This is a genomic window from Longispora fulva (assembly GCF_015751905.1).
Taxonomy (GTDB): Bacteria; Actinomycetota; Actinomycetes; order Mycobacteriales; family Micromonosporaceae; genus Longispora; species Longispora fulva.
In genome coordinates this window covers 8,019,364-8,035,422 of sequence record NZ_JADOUF010000001.1, presented here as the reverse complement: position 1 = coordinate 8,035,422, position 16,059 = coordinate 8,019,364, and the positions used below count along the sequence as shown (strand labels likewise).

At 69.9% G+C, this 16,059-nt stretch carries 19 protein-coding genes; 6 read left to right on the top strand and 13 right to left on the bottom strand.

Annotated elements, in window-relative coordinates; genetic code table 11:
- Window positions 1–68: 68 nt before the first annotated feature.
- Window positions 69–689, bottom strand: coding sequence for an acVLRF1 family peptidyl-tRNA hydrolase (locus IW245_RS37270; RefSeq protein WP_197007765.1), 621 nt, complete (start codon window positions 687–689; stop codon window positions 69–71).
- Between the two features lie 41 nt (window positions 690–730).
- Between IW245_RS37270 and IW245_RS37265 the strand changes: the two genes are divergently transcribed.
- On the top strand, window positions 731–1,405 hold the full coding sequence (locus IW245_RS37265; protein WP_197007764.1) for a DNA alkylation repair protein: 675 nt from the start codon (window positions 731–733) through the stop codon (window positions 1,403–1,405).
- A gap of 2 nt (window positions 1,406–1,407) precedes the next feature.
- On the opposite strand, the gene IW245_RS37260 is transcribed toward IW245_RS37265, so the two are convergent.
- Complete coding sequence (locus tag IW245_RS37260) at window positions 1,408–1,914, bottom strand: CGNR zinc finger domain-containing protein (protein WP_197007763.1); 507 nt, start codon at window positions 1,912–1,914, stop codon at window positions 1,408–1,410.
- A 37-nt stretch (window positions 1,915–1,951) separates the two neighbouring features.
- Between IW245_RS37260 and IW245_RS37255 the strand changes: the two genes are divergently transcribed.
- Window positions 1,952–2,701, top strand: a complete 750-nt coding sequence (locus IW245_RS37255; RefSeq protein ID WP_197007762.1) for a hypothetical protein — start codon at window positions 1,952–1,954, stop codon at window positions 2,699–2,701.
- 379 nt (window positions 2,702–3,080) lie between these two features.
- Here the strand turns inward: IW245_RS37255 and IW245_RS37250 are convergent, their stop codons facing one another.
- The 8 genes from IW245_RS37250 to IW245_RS37215 are packed head-to-tail and all read right to left on the bottom strand — an operon-like array spanning window position 3,081 to window position 9,598.
- Complete coding sequence (locus IW245_RS37250) at window positions 3,081–3,443, bottom strand: metal-sulfur cluster assembly factor (protein ID WP_197007761.1); 363 nt, start codon at window positions 3,441–3,443, stop codon at window positions 3,081–3,083.
- A 5-nt stretch (window positions 3,444–3,448) separates the two neighbouring features.
- Window positions 3,449–3,892 carry a Fe-S cluster assembly sulfur transfer protein SufU gene (sufU, locus tag IW245_RS37245; protein ID WP_197007760.1) on the bottom strand — a complete coding sequence of 148 codons (444 nt, stop codon included), beginning with the start codon at window positions 3,890–3,892 and terminating at the stop codon, window positions 3,449–3,451.
- A complete protein-coding gene (locus IW245_RS37240; RefSeq protein WP_197007759.1) occupies window positions 3,892–5,181 on the bottom strand; it encodes a cysteine desulfurase in 1,290 nt (429 codons plus the stop codon). Before IW245_RS37240 ends, sufU begins: the two co-directional genes overlap by 1 nt.
- Before the next feature lies 1 nt (window position 5,182).
- Entirely contained in the window at window positions 5,183–5,944 is a 762-nt protein-coding gene (gene sufC, locus IW245_RS37235; protein WP_197007758.1) for a Fe-S cluster assembly ATPase SufC, read from the bottom strand.
- Entirely contained in the window at window positions 5,941–6,252 is a 312-nt protein-coding gene (locus IW245_RS37230) for a non-heme iron oxygenase ferredoxin subunit (protein ID WP_197007757.1), read from the bottom strand. Before IW245_RS37230 ends, sufC begins: the two co-directional genes overlap by 4 nt.
- Window positions 6,249–7,391, bottom strand: a complete 1,143-nt coding sequence (gene sufD, locus IW245_RS37225) for a Fe-S cluster assembly protein SufD (protein WP_197007756.1) — start codon at window positions 7,389–7,391, stop codon at window positions 6,249–6,251. The genes IW245_RS37230 and sufD overlap by 4 nt, the downstream gene beginning before the upstream one ends.
- Before the next feature lie 51 nt (window positions 7,392–7,442).
- Window positions 7,443–8,870, bottom strand: coding sequence for a Fe-S cluster assembly protein SufB (gene sufB, locus IW245_RS37220; RefSeq protein WP_197007755.1), 1,428 nt, complete (start codon window positions 8,868–8,870; stop codon window positions 7,443–7,445).
- Window positions 8,867–9,598, bottom strand: a complete 732-nt coding sequence (locus IW245_RS37215) for a helix-turn-helix transcriptional regulator (RefSeq protein WP_197007754.1) — start codon at window positions 9,596–9,598, stop codon at window positions 8,867–8,869. Before IW245_RS37215 ends, sufB begins: the two co-directional genes overlap by 4 nt.
- A gap of 308 nt (window positions 9,599–9,906) precedes the next feature.
- Between IW245_RS37215 and IW245_RS37210 the strand changes: the two genes are divergently transcribed.
- The 4 genes from IW245_RS37210 (at window position 9,907) to IW245_RS37195 (ending at window position 13,491) form a co-directional block, all read left to right on the top strand.
- Window positions 9,907–10,761 carry a COX15/CtaA family protein gene (locus IW245_RS37210; protein WP_197007753.1) on the top strand — a complete coding sequence of 285 codons (855 nt, stop codon included), beginning with the start codon at window positions 9,907–9,909 and terminating at the stop codon, window positions 10,759–10,761.
- Window positions 10,762–10,842: 81 nt separating this feature from the next.
- The gene (locus tag IW245_RS37205) at window positions 10,843–11,874 is read left to right on the top strand and encodes an ABC transporter substrate-binding protein (RefSeq protein ID WP_197007752.1); all 1,032 of its coding nucleotides are present in this window, start codon (window positions 10,843–10,845) and stop codon (window positions 11,872–11,874) included.
- Window positions 11,871–12,605, top strand: a complete 735-nt coding sequence (locus IW245_RS37200; RefSeq protein WP_197007751.1) for an ABC transporter ATP-binding protein — start codon at window positions 11,871–11,873, stop codon at window positions 12,603–12,605. The genes IW245_RS37205 and IW245_RS37200 overlap by 4 nt, the downstream gene beginning before the upstream one ends.
- Window positions 12,595–13,491 carry an ABC transporter permease gene (locus IW245_RS37195; RefSeq protein ID WP_197007750.1) on the top strand — a complete coding sequence of 299 codons (897 nt, stop codon included), beginning with the start codon at window positions 12,595–12,597 and terminating at the stop codon, window positions 13,489–13,491. The genes IW245_RS37200 and IW245_RS37195 overlap by 11 nt, the downstream gene beginning before the upstream one ends.
- Window positions 13,492–13,692: 201 nt before the next feature.
- Here the strand turns inward: IW245_RS37195 and IW245_RS37190 are convergent, their stop codons facing one another.
- The 3 genes from IW245_RS37190 to IW245_RS37180 all read right to left on the bottom strand — a co-directional run bounded on the left by IW245_RS37190 (window position 13,693) and on the right by IW245_RS37180 (window position 15,918).
- Window positions 13,693–14,523, bottom strand: a complete 831-nt coding sequence (locus IW245_RS37190; protein ID WP_197007749.1) for an ATP-grasp domain-containing protein — start codon at window positions 14,521–14,523, stop codon at window positions 13,693–13,695.
- Between the two features lie 30 nt (window positions 14,524–14,553).
- On the bottom strand, window positions 14,554–14,892 hold the full coding sequence (locus IW245_RS37185; protein WP_197007748.1) for a hypothetical protein: 339 nt from the start codon (window positions 14,890–14,892) through the stop codon (window positions 14,554–14,556).
- A gap of 111 nt (window positions 14,893–15,003) precedes the next feature.
- Window positions 15,004–15,918, bottom strand: a complete 915-nt coding sequence (locus tag IW245_RS37180; protein WP_233472991.1) for a heme o synthase — start codon at window positions 15,916–15,918, stop codon at window positions 15,004–15,006.
- Window positions 15,919–16,059 lie beyond the last annotated feature (141 nt).

Genomic DNA, 16,059 nt, shown 5'->3' with positions numbered 1-16,059 from the left:
GAGGGGGGTGGGCGTCCCGGGCCGGTCCGAACTCCCCGCCCCGGTGGCTCCCGGGGCGGGGATCCCCGCTAGGAACTCAGCAGCACCCGCACGGACCGGGCCTGCGCGACGGCCTGCTCCAGCACCGCGAGTCGGGGGTCGGCCACCTCGAGAAACCGGTCGACCCGCACCGCGGCCAGTGCGGCGAGCCGGGGGTCGGCGAGAATCTCGTCGACGGCCTGGCGGTCCCCGCCGCACACCAGGGCTGTGACCGGCAACGCCGGCACCAGCACCCGGACGGCCGTGTCCGCCGCCGCGTCCCAGACCTGCCGGGCCTGGTTGGCGCGGCGGCGGGCGAACCGCTGCTGGGACCAGCCCCCGGCGGCTGTGCGGCTCTGCACGTACTTGGAGTCCACCTTCGAGGCGGTCAACCGGTCCCCGGCGGCGACGCCGACCGCGTACCCGCCGCGCCGGGCCAGGATCAGCGCGATCCGGTAGGGCGCGTTGGCCGCCTCGACCAGCTCCGGCAGGCTGCCCGCCGAGCCCACGGTCAGGTGGAACTCCGCGGTCTCGCCGTCCCCACCGGTCAGGGTCAGCCCGTCGGCCGTCGCCCCGCCGTGCCGCTCGCCGAAGCCGGCGATCCACTTCTCCAGCCGCGCCGGGGCCACGTCCACCCATCGTCCGCCGCCCACTGCCGGTCTGCTCGCCATGGCGCAACGCTATGTCACACCCGGCTGGCATGCTCGACGCTATGACGACGTCGACGATGCTGGCCGCGCTGACCTCGACGTTCGAGGCCGCCGGAGACCCGGAGCAGGCGGCGAGGATGTCGGCGTACATGCGCGACCAGTTCGCGTTCCTCGGCATCCCGTCCCCGGCCCGGCGCACGCTCGGCCGCGTGGTGTGGCGGGAGCTGCCGAAACCGACCGGGGCGGAGCTGGAGGCGGTGGCGCGCGCCTGCTGGGCTTTGAAAGAGCGCGAATACCACTATTTTTGTACTGACTACGTGACCCGCCACATCCGCGTAGCCGGTCCCGAGTTCCTGGACACCGTCCGGTTCCTGCTCGTGACCCACTCGTGGTGGGACACCGTGGACGCGCTCGCCTCGCACGTCGTCGGCCCGCTCGTGACGGCGTCCCCGGAGCTGGTCGCGACGATGGACGCCTGGGCGGGCGGCGAGAACCTGTGGCTGGCCCGGACGGCGGTGCTGCACCAGCTGGGCTACAAGGCGCGCACGGACGCCGTCCGGCTCTTCGGTTACTGCTCCGATCTCGCGGGGCACAAGGACTTCTTCATCCGCAAGGCGATCGGCTGGGCGCTGCGGGAGTACGCGTACACGGAACCGGAGCTGGTCCGCGGGTTCGTCGAGGCGCGTCGGGGAGTGTTGTCGCCGCTGTCGGTCCGCGAGGCCCTGAAGAATCTCTGAGTTCAGTTCCCCTTGGCGCGGCTGCGGTGGGCGGCGACCGTGGTGCGGCTGGCGCACGTGTTGCCGCAGAACCGCCGGCTGTGGTTGCGGGAGGCGTCCACGAAGAAGTTCGGGCAGCCGCGCGCCCCGCACCGGCCGAGCACCACTTCGGGCACCCCGCACGCGATGTGCGCGAGGGCCGCGCCGCAACCCCGGGCGAGCCAGTCCAGAGCTGGCTCCCCGTCGTACGCATGGTGCAGGTGTGGGTCGCCCAACCCGTCGTGGTCACTGATGTGCAGCCTGGGCGGGTGGCGCTCCAGCATCGCGTTCACCGGGGCCAGCGGGCCGCCGTCGGCCACGGCGTCCAGCGCGGGGCGCAGCTCGGCCAGCAGGGCGGCCAGCTCGTCCGGGGTCGGCCGGTCGACCCGGTGCTGGCCGAACATCTCGTCGCTGAACGCTGTCGGGCCGTCGCCGTTGGCGAGCTCGACAGCGAGCCGGGCCAGATTGGCAATGTAGTCCTCGTAACGCACTTGACCACCTACACGATCGCGGGGCATGGTAGGTCCCATGACGCTTGACGAAGCCTACATGTCCCGTCCGGACCTCGCCGTGGCCCGCCACCTCCAGCGCGCCGGCCAATGGGACCTGGCCCTCGCGCACCTCAGCGCCACGCCCGCCCCGGCCACCTCATCGACCCCTGCCACCGCGCGCGGCGCGGGCCCCGGCGATCCGCTCCTCGCAGCGCTCGCCGCCGAGATCACCGTCGACCGCTTCCTCTGGCAGCTCGGCGACGTCACCCCGGCGCTGACCGCGATCGCCGCCCTCGGCGACACCCCCCTCGCGGCCCTGCTCACCGGCCAGCTCACCTACTGGGGCACGCTGTTCTCCCTCGACCTCCCCGGCCTGGACGCCGACCCGGTGAAGACGTTCGGCGGCGTGCTCGACGCCCCGGAACTCGGCGGCTGGCCCCTCTTCTGGCACGCGGTCTCCACCGAGAACCTGCGCGGCGACACCCCCACGGCCACCGCCGGCTACGAGAAGGTGCGGCAGTGGGCCCGTGACACCGGGGACGTGCTGCTCGAGTCGTACGCGAGCCGGCACCTCGCCACCGGGGACGACACGGTCCCCCTGTTCCGGCTGTCCGTGCAGCAGCGCGCCGCCGCCGGGGCCCGCCCGCAGCTCGCGGCCGCGCAGAGCACCCTCGCCGACGCGCTCGGCGACACCCCCGAGGCAGCCGAACTCCGCGCCCTGGTGGCGTACACCGCCGACGAACTCGGGATCAGTTGGCTCCGTCGGGACCCATCGGGGAATTCTTAATTATTGGGGCTACAATTCCCGAATGGGTAGAGGAGCGCGTGGCAAGGTCCGCTGGACGAAGGACCGGATCAAGAAGAAGAAGTCGGCGGAGAAGCGTGACGCGCAGCTCCGGGGCGAGGCGAGGAAAGCCGCCGCCAAGTAAGCCACAAAGGGCGCTCCCTGACGGGAGCGCCCTTTTTTGTCGATTCAGGGGGACGACCGACGCACGCCGGAAACGCCCCGCCGTAACCGCCAAATGATCTTGATCTGGCTCTTGATCTAAGGCGACGTGGCCCGGCGTGGGCGGGGCTGGCAAGCAATTCGGGCTCCCAATGTACCGGTGTTGTACATGGGAGCCAGAATTGCGCAGTCCAGCGTCGTCCACGCCGGGTCCAAACGGTCAGACGTTGAAACCGAGTGCCCGGAGCTGCTCGCGGCCCTCGTCCGTGATCTTGTCCGGGCCCCACGGCGGCAGCCACACCCAGTTGATCCGCAGGTCCGTGGCCAGCCCGCCGCCCGGACCGGTCAGCAGCGCCGCGCGGGCCTGCTCCTCGATCACGTCGGTGAGCGGGCAGGCCGCCGAGGTCAGGGTCATGTCGACGGTGCAGACCAGCTCGTCGTCGACGTGCAGGCCGTAGATCAGGCCGAGGTCGACGACGTTGATGCCGAGCTCCGGGTCGACGACGTCCTTGAGGGCCTCGAGAAGGTCCTCCTCGCTGGGCTTGGGCTTCGGCTCGGTGGCCAGCTCGACAGCTTCACTCATGGCTTCTACTCCCCTACCGCAGCGGCACGGGCGGCCGCGTCCTTGAACGCCATCCATGGCAACAACGCGCACTTCACCCGGGCCGGATACTTCGAGACCCCGGCGAAGGCCACTCCGTCGCCCAGCAATTCCTCGTCCGGTTCCATCTTGCCGCGCGAACCCATCAGCTCGACGAACACGTCGCCCAACTCCAGGGCCGTCGCGAGCTTGGCGCCGGCGAGCAGTTCGTACATCACGCTCGCTGCGGCCTGGCTGATCGAACAGCCCTGGCCGTCGTAGGAGATGTCCTTGACGACACCGCCGACGAGCCAGACCCGCAGCGTGATCTCGTCGCCGCAGGTCGGGTTGACGTGGTGCACCTCCGCGCCGAACGGCTCCCGGAGGCCCTTGCCCTTCGGGCGGCGGTAGTGATCCAGGATGATCTCCTGGTAGAGCTGGTCAAGCTGCATCAGCCGAAGACCTTCCGAACCTGCTCGAGCCCGCGCACGAGCGCGTCGACCTCGTCGGTCGTCGTGTACACGTAGAACGAGGCACGGGTCATCGCCGGTACGCCGAACCGCACGCACGTCGGCTTGGCACAGTGGTGCCCGACCCTGACCTGCACGCCCTCCGCGTCGAGGACCTGACCCACGTCGTGGGGGTGGATCTTGTCCAGCGCGAACGAGATCGTCCCGCCCCGGCCGACCGGCACCTCGGGGCCGATGATCCGCAGCCCGGGGACCGTGGCGAGCGCGTCGAGCGCGTACGCCGTGATCTCCTTCTCGTGCCACTGGACGGCCGGCATGCCGAGCGCCGTGAGGTAGTCCACCGCAGCGCCCAGCCCGATGGCCTCCGCGATCGGCGGGGTACCGGCCTCGAACTTGGCCGGCGCCGCCGCGTACGTGGTCTTCTCCATCGTCACGGTCTCGATCATCGAGCCGCCGCCGAGGAACGGGGGCATCGCGTCGAGCAGTTCGGCGCGGCCCCACAGGCAGCCGATCCCGGTCGGGCCGAGCATCTTGTGCCCGGTGAACGCGATGAAGTCGACGTCGTAGTCGACCACGTTCATCGGCAGGTGCGGCACCGACTGCGACGCGTCGAGCATCACCAGCGCGCCCACCTCGCGGGCCCGCTTCGTCAGCGCCGCCGTCGGGTTGACCGTGCCCAGGATGTTGGACATGTGCACGATCGACACGATCTTGGTGCGCTCGGTCAGCAGGTCGTCGAGGTTCGACATGTCCAGCCGGCCGTGGTCGGTGATCCCGAACCAGCGCAGGGTCGCGCCCGTGCGCTCCGCGAGCATCTGCCACGGCACGATGTTGGAATGGTGCTCCATCTCCGAGATCAGGATCTCGTCGCCCGGGCCGATCCTGAACCGGTCGTCCTCCGAGCGTTCCCGGAAGGCGTGCGCCACCAGGTTGATCGCCTCGGAGGAGTTCTTCGTGAAGATCAGCTCGTCGGACGAGGGCGCGCCGATGAAGTCCGCGATCCTGGCCCGGGCGCCCTCGTACGCGTCCGTTGCCTCGGTGCCCAGGGTGTGCACCGAGCGGGACACGTTCGCGTTGTGGAACGCGTAGTGCACGGCGATCGCGTCGATCACCTGCTGCGGCTTCTGCGAGGTGTTCGCGCTGTCGAGGTAGACGAGAGGATTACCGTTGACCACCCGGTCGAGGATCGGGAAGTCGGCGCGTACCTTCGCCACGTCGAAGCGCGGCGCGTCCTCGTACTGCGGCATCCCCTCCGGGATGGTCAACGCCATGTCAGACTCCTGTCGGGAGGAACCGCTCGTAGCCCTTGGCCTCGAGGTGCTCGGCCAGCTCCGGGCCGCCCTGCTCGACGATGCGGCCGCCGACGAAGACGTGCACGAAGTCGGGCTTCACGTACCGCAGGATCCGGGTGTAGTGCGTGATCAGCAGCAGGCCGGTCTCGCCGCGCTCCTTGACCCGGTTGATGCCCTCGGACACGACGCGCAGGGCGTCGATGTCGAGGCCGGAGTCGGTCTCGTCGAGGATCGCCATCTTCGGCTTGAGCAGCTCGAGCTGCACGATCTCGTGCCGCTTCTTCTCGCCGCCGGAGAAGCCCTCGTTGACGTTGCGCTGGGCGAACGCCGGGTCCATCTGCACGGCCGCCATGGCGTCCTTGAGCTCCTTGGCCCAGGTGCGCAGCTTCGGCGCCTCGCCGTCGATGGCGGTCTTGGCGGTGCGGAGGAAGTTCGCGACGCTGACGCCGGGCACCTCCACCGGGTACTGCATGGCCAGGAAGAGGCCGGCGCGCGCCCGCTCGTCCACGGTCATCTCGAGGACGTTGTGCCCGTCGAGGGTCACCGAGCCCCCGGTGATCTGGTACTTCGGGTGCCCGGCGATCGAGTACGCGAGCGTGGACTTGCCCGAGCCGTTCGGACCCATGATCGCGTGGGTCTCGCCGGCCCGGATCGTCAGGTTGACCCCGGACAGGATCGGCTTCAGCTCACCCTCGGCCAGCTTGACCGCGACCTGCAGGTCCTTGATCTCCAGAACGCTCACTTGCCCACCACTCCAATGTGAATCTCGCCGTCACGCACCTCGACGGGGTAAACAGGGACCGGCTCGGTGGCCGGCAGGCCGGACGGCTCGCCCGTCCGCAGGTCGAACCGCGAACCGTGCAGCCAGCACTCGATCGTGCAGCCGTCGACCTCGCCCTCCGACAGGGCGATCGCGGCGTGCGAGCACTCGTCACGGATGGCGTAGAAGTTGTCGTCCTCGGCGTGCACGACCGCGATGGCCGTGCCGTCGATCTCCGCCCGGACGACGGCCCCCTTGGGCACATCGTCCACGGAACAGATCCGGGTCATTCACCCACCGCCGTGAGCCGGGCGTCGATCACCGCGCTGAGCCGCTCGCGCAGCTCCTCGGCCGGGATCTTCGCCAGCAGCTCGGCGAAGAAGCCCCGGACCACCAGGCGACGGGCCTCGGGCTCGGTGATGCCCCGGCTCATCAGGTAGAACAGGTGCTCGTCGTCGAACCGGCCGGTCGCGCTCGCGTGTCCAGCCCCGACGACCTCGCCGGTCTCGATCTCCAGGTTCGGGATCGAGTCGGCGCGCGCGCCGTCGGTGAGGATCAGGTTCCGGTTGATCTCGTACGTGTCCGTGCCGGTCGCCTCCGTGCGGATCAGCACGTCGCCGACCCAGACGGTGTGCGCGCCCTCGCCCTGCAGCGCGCCCCGGTAGGTCACGTGGCTGCGGCAGTCGGGCACGGTGTGGTCGACGAGGAGCCGGTGCTCCTGGTGCTGGCCGGCGTCGGCGAAGTAGAGGCCGAAGCTCTCGAAGTCACCACCCCGCCCGGTGTACTCAGCGGAGGTGTACTGCCGGACCAGGTCCCCGCCGAGCGTCACCTGCACGTGCGTGACCTTGGCGTCGCGGCCGAGCCGGAACTTCACGTGCTGGGCCTGCACCGACTCGCGGTCCCAGTCGGCGACCGTGACCAGGGTGAGCCGGGCGCTGTCGGCGACGAGGACCTCGACGTTGTCGCCGAGCACGGCCGGGCCGGACTGCTCCAGGATCACGGCGACCTCGGCCATCGGGCCGACGTCGATCACGGTGTGCCCGTGGGCGACCCCGTCGACGCCGCCGCCGATCACCCGCACGGAGACGGGCTCCGCCGGGACCGCCTCGCGGCCGATCTCGATGAGCAGGGCCTTCTCGGCGCCCGCGTAGGCGAGGGCGCTCGGCCGGTCGAACGGGACGAGCGTCGCGCCGAACCGGGCGTCACCCTTGGCGATCTCGCCGACGGTGACCCCGGGCAGGTTCTGGGCGTACTCGTGCCGTGGGCCGGCCGCCGCCCCCGCCGCGTCCCCGTCGGCGAGGCCGAGCAGACGCTTGAGCGGGGTGAACCTCCACTCCTCCTCCCGGCCGTTGAGGGCCGGGAAGTCGGCGGGTTCGTACGAGCGAAGCTCCTGCGCGCGGGTCTTCGGCGGGATAACAGTGGCAGTCATTCTGAGCGGAGCTCCCATCTTCAAACGTTCGTGGAGGTCAGGCCGGCGGCGTCAGCCGACCGCACCCTCCATCTGGAGCTCGATCAAACGGTTCAACTCGAGCGCGTACTCCATCGGGAGCTCCTTCGCGATCGGCTCGATGAAGCCGCGCACGATGGTCGCCATGGCCTCGTCCTCGGTCAGCCCACGGCTCATCAGGTAGAAGAGCTGGTCGTCGCTGATCTTGGAGACGGTCGCCTCGTGCCCCATCTGGACGTCGTCCTCGCGGACGTCGACGTAGGGGTACGTGTCCGAGCGGGAGATCGTGTCCACGAGCAGCGCGTCGCACTTGACGGTGCTCTTGGAGTGGTGCGCGCCGTCCATGACCTGGACCAGGCCCCGGTAGGACGTGCGGCCGCCGCCCCGGGCGATCGACTTGGAGATGATCGTGGAGGACGTGTGCGGCGCGGCGTGCACCATCTTCGCCCCGGCGTCCTGGTGCTGGTTCTCGCCGGCCATGGCCACCGAGAGCACCTCGCCGTGCGCGTGCTCGCCGACCATGTACACGGCCGGGTACTTCATCGTGACCTTGGAGCCGAGGTTGCCGTCGACCCACTCCATCGTCGCGCCCTCGTGGCACACGGCGCGCTTGGTGACCAGGTTGTAGACGTTGGTCGACCAGTTCTGGATCGTCGTGTAGCGGCAGCGGCCGCCCTTCTTCACGATGATCTCCACGACGGCGGAGTGCAGCGAGTCCGACGAGTAGATCGGGGCGGTGCAGCCCTCCACGTAGTGCACGTACGCGTCCTCGTCGACGATGATCAGGGTCCGCTCGAACTGGCCCATGTTCTCCGTGTTGATCCGGAAGTACGCCTGCAGCGGGATGTCCACGTGCACGCCCTTGGGGACGTAGATGAACGACCCGCCGGACCACACCGAGGTGTTCAGCGCGGCGAACTTGTTGTCGCCGACCGGGATCACGGTGCCGAAGTACTCCTGGAACAGCTCCGGCTGCTCCTTGAGCGCCGTGTCGGTGTCCAGGAACAGCACGCCCTGCTTCTCGAGGTCCTCGCGGATCGAGTGGTAGACGACCTCGGACTCGTACTGCGCGGCGACGCCGGCGACGAGGCGCTGCTTCTCGGCCTCCGGGATGCCCAGCTTGTCGTACGTGTTCTTGATGTCCTCGGGCAGGTCCTCCCAGCTGGCGGCCTGCTTCTCCGTGGACCGGACGAAGTACTTGATGTTGTCGAAGTCGATGCCGCTGAGATCCGCGCCCCACGCCGGCATGGGCTTGCGGTCGAACAGCCGCAGGCCCTTCAGGCGCAGGTCCAGCATCCACTGCGGCTCGCTCTTGAGCCCCGAGATGTTGCGGACCACGTCCTCGTTGAGGCCACGGCGCGAGTTGGCGCCAGCGGTGTCCTTGTCGGCCCAGCCATACTCGTAACGGCCGAGAGCAGCGAGGTGCTCCTCTTGGGTGACGACGACGGTCTCTGCGGTCATGAGTATGTCCTCACGCTCTCGGGGGTGGCTCTTCTCGGGTCCGGGATGTACGTGGTGCACACCCCGTCGCCGTTTGCGATGGTGGCCAGTCGTTGCACGTGCGTGCCGACGAGCCGGCTGATCACCTGCGTCTCTGCCTCGCAGAGCTGCGGGAACTCGGCGGCGACGTGCGCCACCGGGCAGTGGTGCTGGCACAGCTGCCCGCCGGAGGCGATCGCGGTCGCGCCGGCAGCGTATCCCTCGGCCGACAGCGCGCCGGCGAGGGCCTCCGCGCGGGCGAGAGGCTCGTCACCCGCGTCGGCCATCGCCGCGCGGGCCCGGGTCTCGAGCCCGGCGACCTGCTCGGCGAGGAACGCGTTGACCGCCCCGGTGCCGCCGTGCTGCGCGATCCAGCGCAGCGCGTCGCGGGCGAGGTCGTCGTAGGTGTGCGGGCCACCGGCGGCCCGGCCGGCGTCGGTGAGCTCGAAGGCCTTCGCGGGACGGCCCCGGCCGCGCTGGACGCGGCTCGGGCGGTCGCGGCACTCGATCAGGCCGTCGGCGTGCATCGCGTCGAGGTGTCTGCGGATCGCCGCGGGGCTCAGGCCCAGGGTCCCGCCGAGTTCGGCGGCGGTCGCCGCGCCGTTCTCCAGCAGGAGCTGGGCGACCCGGTCGCGGGTGCGCACGTCCACGCCCGCCCCGCCCACGGCAGGGAGGGGCGAGGCACTCAGCTCCGCCGCCACCTTTTTCACAACACCAGTGTCACTTATTTCAGGGGCTCAGGGCAAACCCGACCGACAGTGACCCCGAACACCCTTGAACGCGTTCAAATTTTTCTGGTACCGTCAGCCCGAGTTGAACGCGTTCAATACTACCGGAGGTCCGCGGTGCGGCTCCAGCGACGCTCGCCCTGAGCAGGGAGGTCGGGCTGCCGATCTGCCGTCCGGGCCCACAGGGTGCTCGAGCACCCCCTGCCCGCACCACTGCCACGGGGGTAGCGGTTCGGGTGCCCGGCGGCCCCGCTCCCGGGGTCGCCGGGCGGAACTTCTACGCTGTGTCGGTGTTCCGGAGCCCAGTACTACTCACGCGGGTCGCGCTCGCCTCGCTCATCGCCAACGCCCTGATCGTCGTGACCGGCGGAGCCGTGCGGCTCACCGGCTCGGGGCTGGGCTGCGACACCTGGCCGCAGTGCACGGACGGGTCCTACACCCCGACGCGGGAGCTGGGGGTGCACGGCCTGATCGAGTTCGGCAACCGGACCCTGATCGGGATCGTCGGACCGCTCGCCATCGCGGCGCTCGTCCTCGCCGTACTGCACAAGCGGCGCGAACTGATCGTGCCCGGCGCGCTCGTGGTCGCCGCCGTGGCCGCGCAGGCCGTGGTCGGCGGGGTCACCGTGCGGATGACGCTCAACCCGTGGATCGTGGCCAGCCACTTCCTGTTGTCGATGGTGGCACTGGTGCCGGCGTACACCCTCTATGCCCGTGTCAGGAAAGACAAGCCGGCGGCGTGGGTCGTGCCGGGACCGCTGCGGGCCCTGGTCTGGGCCCTGTGTGGCACCAGCGCGGCCGTGCTCCTGCTCGGCACCGTGGTGAGCGGCAGCGGGCCGCACGCGGGTGACGTCAAGGCCGCCCGGACCGGGTTCGACCCCCAGGCCGTCGCCCAACTGCACACCGACGCCGTGTTCCTGCTGGTCGGACTCACGCTCGCGCTGTGGCTGGCGTTGAAGGCGACAAACGCCCCCAGCCGGGCGGTCGGCATTCTGGTCGTGGTCGAACTGGCGCAGGGAATTATTGGATTCGTCCAGTATTTCACCCACCTACCGGTCATTCTGGTCGGCGCGCACATGGCCGGGGCCTGCGCTGTCTGGATCGCGACGCTCGCCGTGTGGAACGAGTTGCGTACCAAGGGTTAACCAAAAGACGAGTTGACGTCGGGTATCCGGTCACCCATTATCCCTACTAACTAAGTAGAGATTATAGGGAAGGACAGCGTGATGAGACGTCTGCTCGGCGCGACGGCGGTGCTCGGGATCCTGGCGACAACACTGCTCACGGGCTGCGGTTCGTCCGACGAGTCCCCGGCCGGCAAGACGACGCTGCGCCTCGGCTACTTCCCCAACCTCACCCACGCCTCGGCGATCGTCGGCGTCGAGAAGGGCCTGTTCGCCGAGAAGCTCGGCGCGAACGTCGAACTCAAGACGAGCACCTTCAACGCCGGCCCGGCCGCCGTCGAGGCGCTGTTCTCCGACGCGGTCGACGCCGTCTACATCGGGCCGAACCCGACCGTGAACGCCTTCGCCAAGTCCAAGGGCGAGGCGATCCGGGTGATCTCCGGCTCGGCGTCCGGCGGGGTCGCGTTCGTCGTGAAGCCCGGCATCACCGACCCGGCGCAGCTCAAGGGCAAGAAGATCGCGACGCCGCAGCTGGGCAACACCCAGGACGTGGCCCTGCGGTTCTGGCTCAAGGAGCACGGGCTGACCGCCACCAAGGAGGGCGGCGGCGACGTGAACGTCGTCCCGCAGGAGAACAGCGTCACGGTCGACGCGTTCAACAACAACGCCATCGACGGCGCGTGGGTGCCGGAGCCGTTCGCGAGCCGGCTCGTCGCCGCCGGCGGCAAGGTCCTGGTCGACGAGCGGGACCTGTGGCCGGACAAGCGCTTCGTGATCACCAACCTGGTCGTGCGCGCCGACTTCCTCAAGAAGCACCGCGACGTCGTGAAGAACCTGATCGCCGGCCAGGTCGCCGCCAACGAGTTCGTCAACGCGCACCCGGAGGACGCCCAGAAGGCCGTCTCCGAGGGGATCGGCAAGCTCACCGGCAAGCCGCTGGACCCCAAGCAGATCGCCGCGGCGTGGAAGACGCTGGAGTTCACCAACGACCCGATCGCGTCCTCTCTGGTCAGCGGTGCCGACCACGCCACGGCCGTCGGGCTGCTCGACAAGACCGAACTCAAGGGGCTCTACGACCTGAGCCTGCTCAACGAGGTCCTCAAGGCGAACGGAAAGCCCTCGGTGAAGTCATGATCTCCATCCGGGAGGTCAGTCGGACCTTCGGTCACGGCCCCGAGGCCGTGACCGCGCTGGACCGGTTGTCCCTGGACGTCTCCCCCGGCGAGTTCGTCTGCATCGTCGGCGCGTCCGGCTGCGGGAAGAGCACCCTGCTGTCCCTGGTCGCAGGCCTCGACACCCCCAGCTCGGGCATCATCGAGGCCGGCCCCAACCCGGCGCTCATGTTCCAGGAGCCGGCGTTGTTCCCGTGGCTGACCGTCGCGGGCAACGTGGGCCTGCCCCTGAAGCTGCGCAAGGTGCCCAGGCCCGCCCGCGAGGCCCGGGTGGCCGAGCTGCTGGCCACGGTGAACCTGTCCGACTTCGCCGGCAAACGGCCGCACGAGCTGTCCGGCGGCATGCGGCAGCGGGTCGCCCTGGCCCGCACCCTGGCGCTGGACTCCCCCGTGCTGCTGATGGACGAGCCGTTCGGCGCGCTGGACGCCATGACCCGCGACCTGCTGCACGACGAGCTGGAGCGGATCACCCAGGAGCGCGGGCTGACCGTGCTGTTCGTGACGCACAACGTCCGCGAGGCCGCCCGGCTGGGCGACAGGATCGTCCTGCTGTCCAGCCGGCCCGGCCGGCTCAAGTGGCAGGGCTCGGTGGACATCCCCCGGCCACGCCGGATCGACTCCCCCGAGGTCTCGGCGCTGGCCGCCGAGGTCACCGACCGGCTCCGCGAGGAGGTGGCCCAGCATGTCGGGTGACACCGTGACCCACACGACGACCGACGCACCAGCGCCTGATCCGGGCTCCGGGATCATGGCCTTCGACGCGGGCTTCCTCGCCCCGGGTCCGCGTCCGCGCCGGCGGCGCACCAGGTCCCTGTGGGCCGGCCTGTGGCCGAAGCTGCTCGCGCTCGGCCTCGTGCTGCTCGTCTGGCAGATCGCCGTCTGGACGGAGTTCCGGCCCTCCTACGCGCTGGCCTCGCCGGCCGACAGCTTCGCCCAGCTGTGGAAGGACGCCGGGACCTGGCACTTCTGGCACTCGGTCCTCACCACGATGCGCCGGGCGCTGCTCGGGTTCCTGCTGTCCGTCGGGGTGGGGTTCGTGGTCGGGTTCGCCGTCGCCCGCGTGAAACTGCTGCGGGCCGCGGTGGGCTCCATGATCACGGCGTTGCAGACGATGCCGTCGATCGCCTGGTTCCCGCTGGCGATCCTGCTCTACAAGCTCACCGAGAGCGCGATCATGTTCGTCGTGGTCATCGGGGCCGCCCCGTCGATCGCGAACGGGGTGATCGCCGGTGTGGACTACGTACCCCCGCTGCTGCTCAAGGCGGGCCGCAACATCGGCGCGCGCGGCTTCCAGCTGTACTACCGGGTGATCGCGCCGGCGTCCCTGCCCTCGATCGTGGCCGGCCTCAAGCAGGGCTGGGCGTTCTCCTGGCGGAGCCTGATGGCCGGTGAGCTACTGGTCAGCATCGCCGGGCAGCCGTCGCTGGGCGCGAACCTGAACTTCGCCCGGGAGTTCAACGACGCGCCGGGGCTGATCGCCACGATGATCGTGATCCTGGTGATCGGGCTGGGCGTGGACACGGTGTTCGGGTTCGCCGACCGCGCGATCCGCCGCCGGTGGGGCATCACGGACGCCTAGCGACCGGGGCCGGGCGCCGTTTCCCGACGGCGCCCGACCCCGAACCCCTTTTTCCGGTTACGGCGACACCTGCCCCGGTCTCCAGCGGCACTCCAGCGTCCCCTAACCCGCCACCCGCTCCGGGAAACGTGGTCGGTTCCTGCGCTGCCGCCGGGCGGACAGCACTGCAGGTCCGGGTCCACGCCCACCCCGGCTGGCGGATCAGAGCCGGGCGGCGATCGCGCGGGCGAACCGGGCCGGGGCGCCCGCGTCCTGGCCGAGGAACAACGACGGCTCGGTCAGCTCCAGCTCGACGAGGACCGGGGTGCCGTCCGGGCCGGGGATCAGGTCCACCCTGGCGTACAGCGGTGCGTCGAGCGTGCCGACCAGGGCGTCGCCCAGCGCCCGTTCGGCGGCGGACGGCACCCGGGCCGTGATCTCCTCCCCGTGGAACAGCGCGTCCGTGCCGAGGTCGGGGCCGGTCAGCATCGGGCCCTTGCGGATCGCGTGGCTGAACTCGCCGTTGAAGTACAGGAGAGCCGTCTCCCCCGCGTCGTCGACGGCCGCGAGGTAGGGCTGGACCATCACCGTCCGGCCGGCGGCGTGCAGCCGGGCGACGTGCGCGGCGGCCAGGGGCGCGTCGGCGGGGCCGTAGCGGCCCGTGTCGAGGCTGCCGGCGCTCACCGTGGGCTTGAGGACGTATTCGCCGTCGGGGGCCGTGAAGGCCTCGCCAGGGGCCAGGAAGACGGTGGGGACCGTGGGGACGGCGAGGGAGGCCAGATACCGCTTGTCGGTGTTCGCCTCGACCGTCGCGGCCGGGTTGAGCAGGTGGGGGACCGTGTGGGCCCAGGTGAGGAACTCGTCGCGCCGGGTGGCGTAGTCCCAGGTGGTGCGGAGGACGGTGAGGTCGAACGACGACCAGTCGACCGTCGGGTCGTCCCACACGGCGGGGACGGCACGGATGCCGAGATCGGAGAGCGGCCCGAGAACGAGCCGCTCCTCCTCGTCGAGTTCCGGCAGTTTCGCGCAGGTGGCGAGGGCGACGATCTTCATCGGCCCATCACATCACACCTGGCGGGAGGTCTAACGGGCGAAGACGCTGCGCTTCATGGCCCGCAGCAGCTTGGAGCCGCCGCGCATCCGGTCGCTGATCTCGCGCTCCCAGGAGGAGAGGATCGAGACACCGGCCTGGGAGCAGGCCTCGCGGGCCACGTCCGTCGCCGGGGCGAACTGGTCACCCCAGGAGCCGTCCTCGCCGACGAGCACGATGCGGGCGCCCTTCCGGCCCACGTACTCGATCACGGCGCTGGCGCCGTCGTGGGCTTCCTTGAACTCTTCGATGTCCGCCACGAGTCCGCTCGGGATCTCGAGCGAGCCGGTACTGTCCGGCTCCGTTGCGGGTGCAGTCGATGCGTCAGCCATGCCACCACAGTAGGCACCTTCTGCTTACCCGCGCTTAACATCGGACCAAGAGTGTGACGATGCTTACTCTTATCGAGGATGCTAAATCTCGACATATCCGAAACGGATAGATCAGCCTGTCAACAATGCGTCAACCGCCACGGCCACGAACAACACCGTCACGTAGGTGAGCGACCAGTGGAACAACCGCATCGTCCTGAGCTCGCCGCCGCGCCTCGTCTGGACGTAGAACCGGACGGCCTCACGGGTGAAGACCGCACCCGCGGCGGCGGCCGGGACCCCGTACACCCAACTGAGGTGTGCGACCGGCCAGAGCGCGAGGGAGGCGACCACGGTGAGCACGGTGTAGATCACGCTCTCCAGCGCGACCCGCCGCGCCGAGGCGACCACGGGGAGCATCGGGATGCTCGCCGCCGCGTAATCGTCCTTGAACTTCATGGCCAGCGCCCAGAAATGGGGTGGCTGCCAGAAGAACATCACGGCGAACAACAGCCACGCGCTCCACGACAGGCCGCCGGTCACCGCGGCCCAACCGATCAGCACCGGCGCCGCGCCGCAGGCCCCGCCGAGGACGGTGTTGTGCGGGGTCGTGCGCTTCAGCCACATCGTGTAGATCACCGCGTAGTAGACGATCGCGGCGAATGTCAGGGCCGTGGCCAGCCAGTTGGTCGTCAGCGCCATCAGCGCGACGGCCACCGTGCCGAGCGTGAGGCCGAACGTGAGGGCCCCGCGCGGCGTGATCCGGCCCGTGACCAGCGGCCGGGACTGGGTACGGCGCATCAGCGGGTCGATGTCGCGGTCGTACCAGCAGTTGAGCACGTTGGCGCTGCCGGCGGCGAGCGTGCCGCCGACGACGGTGGCCAGGATCAGCCACGGCGACGGCATCCCGCGCTTCGCCAGGAGCATCGCCGGCACGGTCGTGACGAGCAGCAGCTCGACGATGCGCGGCTTCGTCAGGGAGATGTACGCCCGGACCAGTCCCACGCGCGCGACCTGCTCTGCCGGGCGTTCGGCGACGGTACTCACCGGTATCTGGCCACCCTCCGGCTGTGTCTACAAAACGTAGAACAGGGTATGCCCGTGACCTGGTTCGCAGCAGCGCGGGGTACACGGGTGGTTCAGCGCTCGGCCCCCGACCCGGATAGGTAGGGTCAACGGAGACGTTCT